Raw genomic sequence first — 13793 nt, forward strand, 5'->3', positions numbered from 1 at the left:
ATTTTTCAGCGGTGCGGCGTAGGCATCCGCGACCGCTTTGACATCTTTTGCCTCTTTGAGCTTTGACGTGATCGGGAGTAGCGCATAGTCGTAGCTGGCCAGCTTCCAGCCAGTGGGAGTTTTTGCAAAGTGCAGGTCGAACTTGCCTAAGTTCACCCCAAACTCGCCGGTCTGGACAATCGGGACGCCATTGACCACGAGCGGCTTGTACAAAAACGTGTGCGAGTCCCCACCGACAATTGCGTCAATGCCCGGCACCTCCGCGATTTTCTTGTCGTCATCCACGCCCACGTGCGTCAGTGCCACCAGCACGTCGCAGTTCTTGCGGACAATCGGCACCCACTTCTTGGCGGCCTCCACGGGATCGCCCACCCACCAGCCCTTGACTTGGGGATAGCCGTTGGAGCGCGGCGCGGTCAGCCCCAGAAAGCCCACGCGCACGCCGTTGATCTCGCGCACCAGATACGGATGGACACCGGGGATCAGCTCGGCCTTTGCCGCCTCCCCGACACCCGCATTGGCACAGACCCACGGAAAGTGTGAGCGGCGCAGCACTTGCAGCAGCGCGTTTTGTGCCCCGGCGGCATCGAAGCGCTCGGTGGCGTCTTTGAGCTTGAACTCGTTGTTGCCCACTGTCCCGATGTCGTAGCCCGTCGCGTTGAGTACCTCGATATCCGCGATTCCCTCGTAGGCATTGGTCAGCGGCCCGCGCGTCGCCACATCGCCCAGATCAATCACCAGCACGGGGTTCTTCGCTTTTTTCCTCAGCTCCCGAATCAGAGTCGCCCGTCGCGCCGCACCGCCCACCGATGCCTGCTCATTTTTGCTACGCTCCGGCTCCGTGTAGGCAAAGGGCAGCGTGTGCCCGTGCAGGTCGTTGGTATGGAGAATCGTCAGATCCAGCTTCTCTTGCGCCAGCGCAGGGAGCGCGACAAGAGCAAGAGCAGCAGCAAGAAAAATACGGCGGGTCAGCATGCCGCTATTTTACCCCCCCGTGAACGGATCGTGAAGAGCGCTTCGCCCTAGAATGCCCGTGCCGGGCTGGAGTTTTATCAATATAATAGGGAAGCGCATAGCGCCTGGCCTCTGTTGTACGGAATTTCACAGTCTGTGTGTCACACTTTGCAGTATACTCTGCGTTGATAAGTAGAGGAAATCAGGAGGAACTCCCATGCGCCAAACCGGCAATTTAAAAAATAAGTCATCGTTGATAAAGCTCAACCCCAATGTTCTCAAGGCAAGTTATATGAAAGCGCTGCCTCAGCTCTCCGCTTCACATAAGCAGCTCTTTGAACAACAATTCGCAGTGGTAAAACGCGCCCACGACGAATTTCAGAGCCAATCTCAAAGCATCTTCAAGGAACAAGGAGTAGATCCAAAGAAACTCAACGACGAGCTGGCAAAGATATTTCGTCTCACTGATTTCAAACTACAACAACAAAAACTTACCGAATTTAAACAGAAAAATGCATCCCTGATCGCCGCTACTCAAAACAGCTTCGTTGCCTCCGGGGTCAGTAAGAGGCTGATGGATCGCTATCCATTGGGTAAGAACCAGAAGCTACGTCCTGGCCTCAACCCAGGAGCAGTGATAATCGAGGATGATCCCGCCCCACCTCCCCCCCCGCCCACAGACTCCGACCTACGCCTAACAGCCCCGTTCAGTTTTTCGGGAATGAGTGGCGATAGACAACCCATCAATGTGGCAAGTACTCAGGGACGAATCATTACCAGTATTAGTAAGTATATGGATTCGGGACTGGCAACGGCTTTTGTGGGGCAAGTCCTGATCGTCCCTGTCGGGGTACGTTCGATAGAGGTCACGGCTGTTTTCTCTGATACTTTTTTCGCCGCTGCTGCGGTAGTTTTGGTTGGCTATGGATCAGCCGATACGCATGTTAGCTTGAGGATCCTGACCACAGAGAGTCGCCTCCTCGCTGAAGAGAGGCGTAAGATGGCGAACGTGACACTCCCAATAGCTGGATATACGGAAGATACACGTGGGCCACGTGGCCCGGCACTGTCTCTGATTGGACGCTACAACCGGCCTGATGCGTCAGGTGAAGAACAAGTTCATTTGGTATTCACTGCTGAGGCTTGGGGCGGAGGGGGTGGGCTTATAGGAGGGGGGGGGAATGCTTTTTGTGCTGGGACACTGGAGCGCTTTGATGTTCGCATGATTCGGTAGAGATGCTGTATGGGGATACTTACCTGTCCCCTTCCGTGCCACACCATCGCTATCAGATAATGACGGTGCAATCGCAGGTAAGTGTGATGCTCTGCGGCGATGTGTAGCGCTGCTCGGAGTGGCCAGGGCGGAAGTGGCGGACTTCGCCCGTGGTGGGATCGAAGACAATCACGCCCTTGATGCCTCGGCGCAGGAAAAACGGCACTCCCACACAGAGGTCTTTGCCTTCGTAGTCCGGGCTGACGATCTCGATCACGGCCTCGGGGAGCATGGTGACCGCCGTGGTCTGCTCCTCGGGCTCCCCACAGAAAATCGCGATATCGGGGCGCTTGAGCGAGCCATCGGGGAACTGGACATAGATATCGGCGTAGTGGACGCAGCCACAGTCGGTGATGGGAGTTGCGGCAGGCTTGATCGAGGCACGAATCCGATCCACGGCCCGCTGGTGGCGCACCGAAGGAAACGCCTCCCAGGTCGTGATGCCACCCGCCACTTCCAGCCGGACGCCGCTTGCCTCGCCCAGTCGAATCGCTTCCTCAACGCTACTCATGCCGCTATTTTATCGCTATTTCAGTCCGCCGAAGCGGCGCTCGCGGCGCTGGAACTCGGCGATGGCTTCTTCGAGGTTTTCTTTGCGGAAGTCGGGCCAGCGGACGGGCGTGAAGTAGATCTCGGCGTAGGCGATCTGCCAGAGGAGATAGTTGGAGATGCGCAGGTCACCGGCGGGGCGGATCAGCAGATCCGGGTCGGGCATTCCGGCGGTGTAGAGCTCCTGCTCAAAGAGGGTGTCGGTGATCTGATCAGGAGTGATCTCACCCGCCGCGACTTTCTCGGCGAGGCGACGTGCGGCGTCCACGATCTCGGCGCGCCCACCATAGTTCAGGCAGACATTGAGCACTAGGCCCGTGTTGGCGCTGGTGACTTCACAGTGGCGATTCAGCTCTTTTCGGAGATCAGCGGGAAGTGCCTCCAACTTGCCCGAGAAGCGCATCTGGACATTGTTCTCGTGCAGCTCTTTTAGCTCGCGACGTGCGCCCTCGACAAAGAGGCGCATCAGGCCATCGGTTTCGAGCTGGGGGCGACGCCAGTTCTCGGTCGAGAAGGCATAGAGCGTCAGCGCTTCTAGTCCCATGTCAGAGGCCGTACGCACGACCTCACGGACGCTCTGGTAGCCCTCCCAGTGCCCCGAGAGGCGCGGCAAGCCCCGGTCCTTAGCCCAGCGCCCATTGCCATCACAGATAATGGCCACATGGCGGGGCAGACGCTCCGGTGTCGGGTCGTAGGGGAGCGGTTTGGCGGGCGCGGTAGACATATTAATCGGTCGAGTAGCCAGGGTCGTCATTTAATTCACTTTGCCTTACAAAGAACTTCGTAGACAACGTATCATAGTTTAACCCTTTGGTCAAGACCCAGTTTACCCGACAGCCTTCAACCATGTGCGGATTTCGTCGTCGCTGAGCTTCTCAGGCTCTAGGCGGCAGGAAATATTCTCCGCGCGAAACTTTCGCTGTGTGTTGTGCAGAAGCAGTAATTTACTGTTGGCCAGGAGCGCCGCTGTGTGTAGCCCCCCGATCCCGCGCAAGCCCGGCGCGTAGGCAGAGGCGAGATAGGCCGCGTCGTCATCGGCTGCAAAGCCCACCAGATCCACCACGGTTGGGCCGGGGCAGAACTCGGGCGCGACGGCGCGGGCAAGCAATACCTCAATCCCCCCGATTAGCGTGATGCTCCCCACGCCCGTCTGGTTGGCCTCGACCATGTTCTTCAAGATGGTCTGCACCTGCTCGCCCAGTGGCGTTCGGTTGTAGCAGGAGAAAAAATCTTTCCAGAGCGCCGTGGAGTCCTGGCTCAGCGGCGCGGCCGCAATCTTAATCCAGTCCGCTCGGCCCTTCTTGCCCTTACCCTTGGGCACGTCCACCGCCAGCGCCATTGTCAGCCCTTTTCGCAGAAGCTCCCGAGACTTCTTGTCGTTTTTCTGGCGCAGGGCGAGAGCTGTCTCGGCTCGCTCGCGCTTAAGCTCACTCAGTAGCTCAGCGTTGCTCTTACCAGCGGGGCGCTCTACGCGAAGCTGCTTGGGGTCAAGCGCCACGGGCTTCTCGCGTTCTCCCGCCTCACCGCGCAGGTGCTTCTTGAAGAACGCATACATCGCCTCGCGGCTCTCGACATTGTAGTTGTGGCCGTAGTTGTACTGAACCCACTGCAGGTTCTCGGGCTTGCCGTAGAGCTCGTAGACTTTCTTGGCTGCTGGGCCCTCTTCGACGGGCACTTTGCTCGTCCAGTCACCCGTACACGAGACAAAGAGCTGGGGCTTGGGGGCAAACACTGACGCCACCTCCACGTTGTCTGTTCCAACTCTTAAACCCGGTGCGTTCTCGCAGTTGCAACCGCCCTGCATGTACGCCGATACCATGTTCACGGGGACGCTGACCTGAACTCTATCGTCTACTGCGGCCAGCAAGAATGTCTGTGAGCCCCCGCCCGATGCGCCAGTCGCGCCTATCTTTTTCTTATCAACGAACGGTAATGACTGTAAGTAATCCAGAACGCGGATACTGTTCCAGGTCTGTACCCCCAGCTCGCTCACGCCCCAGAGCCACTGGTCCAAGCTCGCTCCCAGCTTGCGGTGTACGAACTGATCGGTGTCGTTGTAGCCCAGCATGTCGTAGGCAAAGACCACAAAGCCCTGCCGCGCCAGGCCCGCCGCCAGAGCCACCAAGTCGGCCTTGCCCTCGCCACGCGGCCCTGGCACAGCGGGCGCTTTAGGCACATCGGCCTCACGCTGGAGTCGCCCCTGATCCCAGTGCCCGTGCATATTGGCAATCGCCGGAAACGGCCCCATCCCCTTGGGCTTATACAGGCTCCCGCAGAGCCAGAACCCCGGAAAGGTCTCCAGCGCCACGTTCTCAATCGTAATATCCGCCAGCTCGACTGTGCTGGTCACCGTCGGCTTGAGCGGCGTCTTCTTGGGCAGCGGCCAGAGCCCACAGGAGAAGAGAATCCGCTCCCGAATCTCCTTGGCACGGGCCTCCCACGCCTCACGGGTGGCGGGGGCAGTAAATAAATGATGGGTGTTCAGATCACGTGGCGGTGCAGACATAAAAAGGCTCCTTTACATACTAATTTAATATAAGGCTATGGCTTCTTTTTGAGAGACCCTTCGAGGGTCTGGAGGGTGGCTTCCAGAGCGGCTCTCTCGGTAGATTTCCCCCCAAAGCGGGCTTGCTGGTAGAGGGTGACGAACTGTTTTGCGGTGGGCTGGGTGGCTTCGGGGAGCGAGGTGAGGCGCTCTGACCAAGGCTCTGTGGGTGAGAGAGGAGTCCCTGTTTTTACCAGAACCGCTTCAAAACGCTTGGCTAGTATGGCGAGATCTGGGGGAGGCAGCAGGAAGTCTAAGAGAGACGGAGCGGCTTTGCGGCCACGGCGCTGCCAGAAAACGACTAAGCCAATGAGGGCAAACGGTCCCAATAAAAGCATCGCAAGCTGTGCGGGCTCACGATCCGCGAGCCAGGAGAGTGTTTTCTGCCAGTGGTCCTCAAGCCACTCCCATGCCTTGCGCCACGGCTCAATCGGGCTCTTGTTCTGCTCCGGCCAGCCGGTCGGAGGAGTCGCCTCGACCGTCAGCCAGCCCTTGCCCTCTACCCAGGCTTCACACCAGGCATGAGCATCGCGCTGACGGACAATAATGGTGTTGGGAGCCTCTTCTTCATGGGCAAAGTAGCCCGTCACGTAGCGTGTCGGAACCCCCACACAGCGCAGTAAGAGAGCTGCGGCAGAGGCAAAGTACTCACAGTGCGCTCCTTGTTTAGGATCCGCCAGCAAGAAGCGTATTACCATATCCATTTGCTTGCCATCTACAAATCGCCGCACGACATTAGGGTTATCTTTGGCAAAGATAAACCCTCCCCTAAAATTGAGACTGTAGGTGTAGTTCTCTAATAAGTAGGAAGTTATAGCCGCCACTTTTTCGGCGGGGGTCTTGGCATCTTTGGTGATCTTCTGTGCTAGGGGAGACAGAGCGGCGCTAACCTCTTCGGAGAGCACGAGCTGCTTCGCCTGCGCTTCAGAGGTAGGCAGTCCAGGCAGGGCCATCAGCCCTTGGAAACCCTCTTTGGCCTCTTGGTAGAAGTAGATATACGGCTGGTTAGCACGAACGCGAACGGGGCCACTTGCATTGCTGGCCCACTCCATTTGCTCCACGTCCCCAAGTTCCAGAGAGAGGGTTTCGAGAGGAAAAAAAATCAGGGGATCATTGCTCTGAAGCCGTGTGACGGTGATTCGGTTAGGCATCACACCACGTGGAGCTGGCAAAGAGAGGAGCTGAGGATTCAGGGTTATGAAAGAACGTGCCGGTATCGGAAGCCACCAGCGACTGCCATCGTAGGTATCGTAGGCGGCTCCTCGTAGGTGATAGATCTGGGGAGCTCCCTCCAGTCGAAGCACTCGTGCATTGGAGCCTCGTGCTCCAAAGCTAGCCCCTAGAGTCGGTTGCTGCGAGAGCCCGGTGAGCTCTGCTTGAGGGCGCTCGTTCATAAAGCGATTACCCCACTCGGTGAGGCGCTCGCGGTTGCTCTGAACGGTCTTAATCCCAAGCCAACCCGTACCTAGTGCAAGGGCAAGCGCGGGGAAAAGAAGAGTCGTGGTGAGTCGCTGGAGGCTGGGGCGCTGCCTAAGATTTCGGAGAGCGAGCCCGATCACGACCAGGATAGCAGGGAGTAGGAAACGAAGGAGGTGCTCGTCAAATGTATTGCAGCTTGCCATCAGCGAAAAGACGCCCCCAAGGAGCGCAAAGAGCTTAGGCCTGCCGGGATCGCTGGGGGTGGGGCGGTAGAACTGAAGGGTCATCAAGATCGCCATCGCTTGGCCAAAAAGAAACGTTGCGCGTGCGGTGCCGATCATGGCGGGACTCTGTGGCCCATCCAGAGGGGTACTCAGGATCGCCATTCCTAGGAGAATGCCACCAAATAACAAGCTGGGAAGCCAGATGGTCGGCAAGCGCAGGCGAAGGGTATAGGATGCCAGGATCAGAATGGCCAGCAGAGCGAGTAGCCAGAGGGTTCCCTTGGATACCAAAAAGAGGATCAGTAAGACTCCCAGCCCAAAGAGAGCCGTGGTGATAGGGAGGGTGTGAGGGCGAGTGTGAGGGGTCATAGGACGTCCACACTGCCCTTTTCTAGCATCTGAGGAGTGAGCACCTGGAGGTCTGCCTCGTCTGGTTGGGCTTCTTCGTTCTCCGAGATCCAGAGTACTTTTACTCCCACTCCGTGCTGGCGTAGCTCGTCCACAAACTGACGCCGTGGCTCGTCCCAGTCTAGGACGATACAGATGACCGTGGTCAGGCGATCTAGCTCCTGATGCAGGCGCGGGGCGATACGGGAGAGAGGCTCCTCCGGGCTGCCCTCGACGCAGGCAAGGATATCTAAGATCTGCTCCCGGTAGGCGAGGCTACGGCCCGACATCAAATGGTAGAGATTGGGGCCGGCCGCAAAGAGATCCACGATATAGTCTTGGCGGGCCAGGGAATCACTCACGGCGGCACAGACAGAGACGGCCCGCTCTAGGGCAGCTTGGCGCTTCTCGGGGGACGAGTGCCCCGGCAGACGCTCGCTTAGCTCTCGTAGGAACATCCGTTTTGAGGTGGGCGGCCTCACCGGAACATGGGTATCCAGAACCACCCCGACACGCAAAAAGTACTCCTCGCGCCACTCTCGAACCACCAGTGATGCGCTTGTTGCTCCAGAGAGCCTTGCGGTCGCACGCCAGTCAATATCGCGCGGGTTGTCGCCGTCGCGCCACTCCCGGTTGCCCAGATACTCGAACGAGTCTCCCACTTGGGAGGCCATCGCGATCCCTCCTGGCTGGAAGCGCCGTCCACTGGGCAAGTTGAAGCGGGTCAGAGGCCGAAAGGCAGGGTGCACGATCAGGCGGGTCGGAGTCCGCTGGATACGATAGGCCTGGAGAAGCCCAAAGGGAAAGTCGGTGAGGACGCGGCAACCTCCTAATATATAGGCACCCCGTCCCCGACAAATCAGAGGAAACGCGATTGTCTGGCTTTCGTAGCCACGTAGCAGGCCCAGAGAGATCCCGTCTTCCGGCTCCGCATCTACTCTGAGCGGAAGTCCCCAGCCCTGCACCGTCAGATCTGCCAGCGGCCAGCGGCTCGTGTTCTCCACCGTAACCTCTGCCTGGAGGGTTTCCCCTGCCGTGATCCGCTCCGCGTGGCGCATCGTCGCCCGAATCGGGACGGGCAGGAACGCGAGGAGAGAGACTACCCAGAGCCCCGCGAGATAGAGTGCGAGTGCCACGGTTTGGGTATCTAGGTTCCAGAAAATCGAGATGATAAAAAAGAGCGAGGCGGTGAGACCCAGAAACCAGCGGCCGGCTCGGGTGAAGCGAAAATGGTAGAAGCGCCAGACCCACTTTCCTGCGGGCCCTTGGTAATACGGGTGCAGGTCAATATCTTTTGAAGCGGGGTAGCCCACCATGATCTCACGGAGTGTCATCTACTCGCTATTGTACCTGGCAATGAGGGGTGAGAATTATCTGACAGTAAAGCCAATAATAGGAGGATATAGAACGAATAAGGCGATAATCTAAGGGTTAGGAGTGGTTGGGTGAACGTATTTTTTTTAGGAACAGGAGCCGCAGAGGGCTTTCCCGCGCTGTTTAGCCGAACCCCGATCAACCGGGAGGCGCTACGGCGTGGTGGGAAGAACCTACGGCTACGATCCGGCATTCTGGTGGACGAGACGATCCGTGTGGATCTCTGCCCCGATGCTCTGGCACAGGTGCATAAGTACCCGCAGCGTGATCTGACGGCGATCCAGCACCTGCTCTTCACCCACACCCACGACGACCACTTTGCCGCCCGCGAGCTCCAGTATCTCTCCTGCAACTTCGCCCCGGATCGTGAGGGGCCACTCTCGGTCTGGGGAAGCGCCCAGGCACTGACAAAGCTCCAGAGCGAGGTCGAACACTTTTTTGAAGCGCCGCCTGTGCGTTGCCGCGCGTTAGAGCCTTTTGTGGAAGTGCCGGTGGGCCACCTTTTTGTGACGCCTCTGGTTGCCCATCACAAGACCGACGAGCTGTGCTTTAACTTTCTCTTCCGCAATAAAGCCAATGACACACGCCTGCTCTATGCCTCGGACACGGGCTGGTACGCACAAGAGACCTGGAATTTTTTAGAGAACCTCCCGCTGGACGCTGCCGTTGTCGAGTGCGGGCGGGGAATCTCGCAGAGCCCCTACGAGGGGCACCTCACCCTGGAGCAGTGCATCGCCTTTAAGGCAAAGCTGGCCCTAAAGCCAGGCGCACCGGTCTATCTAACGCACATCTGCCACACGGGGCTATTGCTCCACGAGGAGATGCAAGAACTCTGCACTCCCCACGGGATCTTAGTCGCCTACGACGGTTTAGAGCTCTCGCTCTGAGCCTCAAAACCTAGTTTTTCCGAGAGCAAGTAGAGCGGACGGCCCTTCACTTCATCGTAGATGCGCCCGATGTACTCCCCGATCAGCCCCAGGGTGATGAGCTGGACGCCCGAGAGAAGCGATAATACCACGATAATACTCGTCCAACCCGCCTGGAAACTGCCCGGTGCAAGGGCATAGCGCACGGCCTGAATCACCCCGTAGACAATAGAGGCCAGTGCGACAAAGGCTCCCAGATCACGTGCGAGCTTGAGCGGTGCATAGGAAAACCCGGTGACCGCGTCCATGGCCAGCTTGAACATCTTGCGAAACGGGTACTTAGTCTCTCCCGCAGCGCGTGCGGGACGGTCGTACTCCAGCGCGTATTGTCTAAATCCTACCCAAGCCGCCATGCCACGCAAGAACCGGTGCTGCTCGCCCATCGTATTGAGTGCATCCACGACTTTTCGGTCCATCAGGCGAAAGTCACCCGTGTTCTCCGGGATGGCGACACTGGTAAGGCGCTGGAGAATTTTATAGAAAATCGAGGCGGTCAGGAGCTTGAAGGCTGTCTCACCCTCGCGGCTCCGTCGCTTGCCGTAGACGACTTCCCAGCCCTCGTCGCGCCAGAGCCGGATCATCTCGGGAAGTAGCTCCGGCGGGTCTTGCAGGTCGGCATCCAGCAGGACAACGGCGGCACCTGAGGCATGGTGCATCCCCGCCGTTACCGCCACTTGGTGCCCAAAGTTGCGCGAGAACGAGAGCACCCGCACCCACGAGCGCGTCTGCGCCAGCTCCCGAAGCTGCGCCAGAGAGCCGTCGCGCGAGCCATCGTTGGTAAAGAGCACCTCGACCGTGTCGCCGTCTTTCTCAAGCGTCGGCAAGAGCGCCTCCAGCCGCGCCACCAGCACAGGGAGAACCGCCTCTTCATTGAAGATTGGAAAGACAAGCGAGATCAAGGCCATGTGGGTATTCTATCCTCCCAGACGCTTCAGAGCCTCTTTAGCCTTCGCGTGGCCCTCGTCAGCTGCTTTTTTGTACCAGCTCTTGGCTTCCTCAAGGTTTTTCTCGGTACCGATTCCGCTCTCGTAGAGAATTCCGAGGTTGTAGGCCGCGACGGGACTGCGTTGCTCAGCGGCCTTCTTGAACCAGACAACCGCCTCCTTCGGATCTTTGTAGCCCGCTTTCCCGTTTACCAGCCACGCACCCCAGTCCGACTGGGCATCGCGCCACTTGTTCGTGGCCGCCAGAAACATCCAGTTGGCCGCAGTTTTTTCGTCTTTTTCCACCCCGAGACCCGTGCTGTAAAGGGAGGCTAGGAGGTACTGTGCCTGCCCGTCCTGCACCTTCGCGGCGCGGCTCAGGTAGTCTACGGCTTTGACTAGGTCTCGCGGCGTGCCACTCTCGCCCCGAAGAAAAATGGAACCAAGCGTCCCCCAGGCCCACTGGATATATTTCTTGTCCTCACCCGGCTTGACACTCAAATTAGCGAGTTTCTCAAAGAGCACAACCGCCTTGGGGACGTCGTTTGGGAAGCTCAGGCCGAACCGGTAGGCATTGGCGAGGGAGAAGAGGTGCTCAGGATTGCCTGAGGCTGCCGCTTTCTCCTGCAGGGCGACAGCACGTGGGATGTCGTGGGCGACGGTCTTGCTAAAGCGTAGCACCGACGAGAGCTGGGCTTGAGCATCCGAGTTTCCCTTGGCGGCAGCTTTCTCAAACCACTCTTTGGCGATCACATCGTTCTCTGGGACGCCTTGCCCGAGGTTGTAGATCAGGCCCGTGTGGTACTGCGCTTCGACATGGCCTTTTGCCGCTGCTTTCTGGAACCAGCTCAGAGCCTTGGCGTAGTCACGTGGTACCGCGACTCCACTGTAGTAACTACGCCCGACACTATACATCGAGGCGACATCACCCTTTTTCGCCTCTTTCAAGGAAAAATCAAAAAGGGTCTTAAACGGGTCTTCTTGGACGGAGCGAACCGATAGGGGCGGCGGTGCCATTAAATATATCATGGCCGTTGTTTGGTCAGCCCGCCGCGAAACTCCTTCTTTCTGGCACTCTTCTCGGCTAGCCAGTTGGCAGCATGGCGGCGAACTCGTCTTCGGTGAGGACGGTGATGCCCAGCTGCTCGGCTTTGGCGAGCTTGCTACCCGCCCCTGGCCCGGCAACCACAAAGCTGGTCTGCTTGCTGACGCTCCCCGCTGCGCGTCCGCCGAGGCGCTTGACGGTGGCTTCGGCGTCTTCTCGGGTGAAGAGAGTCAGGGCTCCGGTAAAGACAAAGCTCTTGCCCGCGAAGTGATCCGAGATCGGGGCGGCGTCATCGCCCTGCGCGACCACACCGACGGAGATTAACTTATCCAGAAACGCCGTGTTGTTGTCGAGCCAGTCACGGACACTCTGCGCGGTGGTCAGGCCGACATCGGGGACTTGGGCAAGCTGCTCGACCGTGGCCTCGCGGAGCTTTTCCAGCGTCCCAAAGCCCTGCGCCAGCCGCGATGCGCCGCCCTCGCCCACATGGCGAATCCCCAGCGCTACCAAAAGCCGTGCCAGTGTGGTGTTCTTGCCGGTTGCCAGCGCCCCGATTAAGTTATAGGCGAGTTTCTCGCCCATGCGCTCCAGCGGGAGAATCTGCTCTTTCGTGAGGGTAAAGAGATCAGCAGGGTCTTTGACAAGCCCAGCCTCGATAAACTGCGCCAGACGCTCCCCGCCGAGGCCGTCAATGTTGAGCGCGTTGCGACTGACAAAGTACTCCAGACGGGTTTGCAGCTGCGCCGGGCAGCTCTCGGCGTTGGGGCAGCGCGTGACGGCCTCGCCGTCTATCCGAATCGTGGGCGTCCCACACGACGGACACGTGGCAGGGAGCTTGAAGGGGGTGGTATTTTCCGGGCGCTTGCTGGTCACCACCTGCACCACCTCGGGGATCACCTCACCGGCCCGCTGGATCACCACGGTATCTCCAACGCGCACATCTTTGCGATCAATCTCGTCCTGGTTGTGTAATGTCGCCCGGCCCACGATTACCCCGGCGACGGAGACCGGAGCGAGCTTGGCTAGCGGCGTGATCGCGCCCGTACGGCCCACTTGCACTAGAATCTCTTCGACCACGGTCTCGACTTGGAGCGCGGGGTACTTATACGCAATCGCCCAGCGCGGCGCGCGGCTGACCTGGCCCAGCTCTCGTTGCAGCACGAAGTCGTTGACTTTCACCACCACGCCGTCAGTGTCGTAGTCCAGCGTATTTTTCTTCTCCGACCAGGCGGCCACCGTGGCGACGACTTCATCAATGTCACCGCAGAGCTGGCGCTCGGGAGCCGTGGGCAGGCCCCAGGCTTTTAGCTGATCCAGCCACCCCACCTGGCTCTCCGGCTCCCAGCCTGATGCCTCGCCGACGGCGTAGAACCAGACTTTGAGCTTCCGCGAAGCCGTCACGCGGTGATCGAGCTGGCGCAGGCTTCCGGCGGCGGCGTTGCGGGGGTTGGCAAACGTGGCTTCCCCGCTGGCCTCACGCTCGCCATTGATTCTCGCAAACTCGCCGTGGGTCAGAAACGCCTCGCCGCGAATCTCGATCAGTACCGGAAGGTTCTCCCCGACCAGCCGCAGAGGAATCGAGGGAATGGTCTTCAGGTTTGCCGTGATCTCCTCACCCGTCGCACCATCGCCCCGCGTGGCACCGCGCACCAAGACGCCGTTTTCGTAGGTCAGCGAGACCGAGAGACCGTCGAGCTTGAGCTCACACAGATACGCAATCTTCTCGGTCTTTTCTTCCGTGTCCTCTGGCAAGCCTAAATGCCGCTTCACCCGCGCATCGAACTCTCTTAGTTCTTCCGCGGAGAACGCATTTCCGAGCGAGAGCATCGGCCTCTTGTGCGTCACGGAGCCAAAGGCGCTGGCGGGCGCGGCTCCGACACGCTGGGTGGGGGAGTCCGACGTCACCAGCTCAGGATTCTCGGTCTCCAGCTTCACCAGCTCATGGTAAAGCTTGTCGTACTCCGCATCGCTGACTTCCGGGGAGTCGTGGATGTAGTACAGAATATTGTGACGGGCAAGCTCGGTGCGCAGCCACGCGGCGCGCTCGTAGCGGCGTGCCGTCGCGGCCTGCTCGACGAGCCCGTCCACATGGGCCAGCAGCCGCCGTCCGCCGTCACCGGGCCCGCTGAGCACGCCGAGCGCAGCGTCGAGCCGTCGGCGGTACAGGTTCGGAT

At 59.2% G+C, this 13793-nt stretch carries 11 protein-coding genes; 2 read left to right on the top strand and 9 right to left on the bottom strand.

Features of this window, described 5'->3' with window-relative positions; translation table 11 throughout:
- On the bottom strand, positions 1-975 hold a 975-nt coding region (locus tag RMO15_RS15400), incomplete at its 3' end, for a bifunctional UDP-sugar hydrolase/5'-nucleotidase (protein ID WP_309714336.1).
- Positions 976-1171: 196 nt separating this feature from the next.
- On the opposite strand from RMO15_RS15400, the gene RMO15_RS15405 reads away from it, so the two are divergent.
- A complete protein-coding gene (locus RMO15_RS15405; RefSeq protein WP_309714337.1) occupies positions 1172-2188 on the top strand; it encodes a hypothetical protein in 1017 nt (338 codons plus the stop codon).
- A gap of 52 nt (positions 2189-2240) precedes the next feature.
- On the opposite strand, the gene RMO15_RS15410 is transcribed toward RMO15_RS15405, so the two are convergent.
- From RMO15_RS15410 to RMO15_RS15430, 5 genes are all read right to left on the bottom strand, one after another.
- Positions 2241-2738, bottom strand: coding sequence for a Uma2 family endonuclease (locus RMO15_RS15410; RefSeq protein ID WP_309714338.1), 498 nt, complete (start codon positions 2736-2738; stop codon positions 2241-2243).
- A gap of 15 nt (positions 2739-2753) precedes the next feature.
- Positions 2754-3530, bottom strand: a complete 777-nt coding sequence (locus tag RMO15_RS15415) for an isoprenyl transferase (RefSeq protein WP_309714339.1) — start codon at positions 3528-3530, stop codon at positions 2754-2756.
- Positions 3531-3602: 72 nt separating this feature from the next.
- Entirely contained in the window at positions 3603-5282 is a 1680-nt protein-coding gene (locus RMO15_RS15420) for a hypothetical protein (protein ID WP_309714340.1), read from the bottom strand.
- Between the two features lie 35 nt (positions 5283-5317).
- Complete coding sequence (locus RMO15_RS15425) at positions 5318-7333, bottom strand: transglutaminase-like domain-containing protein (protein WP_309714341.1); 2016 nt, start codon at positions 7331-7333, stop codon at positions 5318-5320.
- On the bottom strand, positions 7330-8685 hold the full coding sequence (locus RMO15_RS15430; protein ID WP_309714342.1) for a DUF58 domain-containing protein: 1356 nt from the start codon (positions 8683-8685) through the stop codon (positions 7330-7332). Before RMO15_RS15430 ends, RMO15_RS15425 begins: the two co-directional genes overlap by 4 nt.
- A gap of 111 nt (positions 8686-8796) precedes the next feature.
- Between RMO15_RS15430 and RMO15_RS15435 the strand changes: the two genes are divergently transcribed.
- Positions 8797-9612 carry an MBL fold metallo-hydrolase gene (locus RMO15_RS15435; RefSeq protein ID WP_309714343.1) on the top strand — a complete coding sequence of 272 codons (816 nt, stop codon included), beginning with the start codon at positions 8797-8799 and terminating at the stop codon, positions 9610-9612.
- Here the strand turns inward: RMO15_RS15435 and RMO15_RS15440 are convergent.
- The 3 genes from RMO15_RS15440 to ligA all read right to left on the bottom strand — a co-directional run bounded on the left by RMO15_RS15440 (position 9585) and on the right by ligA (position 13707).
- Positions 9585-10556, bottom strand: coding sequence for a glycosyltransferase family 2 protein (locus tag RMO15_RS15440; RefSeq protein ID WP_309714344.1), 972 nt, complete (start codon positions 10554-10556; stop codon positions 9585-9587). The genes RMO15_RS15435 and RMO15_RS15440 overlap by 28 nt on opposite strands.
- Positions 10557-10565: 9 nt before the next feature.
- The gene (locus RMO15_RS15445) at positions 10566-11591 is read right to left on the bottom strand and encodes a tetratricopeptide repeat protein (protein WP_309714345.1); all 1026 of its coding nucleotides are present in this window, start codon (positions 11589-11591) and stop codon (positions 10566-10568) included.
- Positions 11592-11658: 67 nt separating this feature from the next.
- Complete coding sequence (gene ligA, locus RMO15_RS15450; protein WP_369016120.1) at positions 11659-13707, bottom strand: NAD-dependent DNA ligase LigA; 2049 nt, start codon at positions 13705-13707, stop codon at positions 11659-11661.
- Positions 13708-13793 lie beyond the last annotated feature (86 nt).

The organism is Armatimonas sp., from assembly GCF_031410135.1.
In the GTDB taxonomy this organism is placed as follows: Bacteria; Armatimonadota; Armatimonadia; order Armatimonadales; family Armatimonadaceae; genus Armatimonas.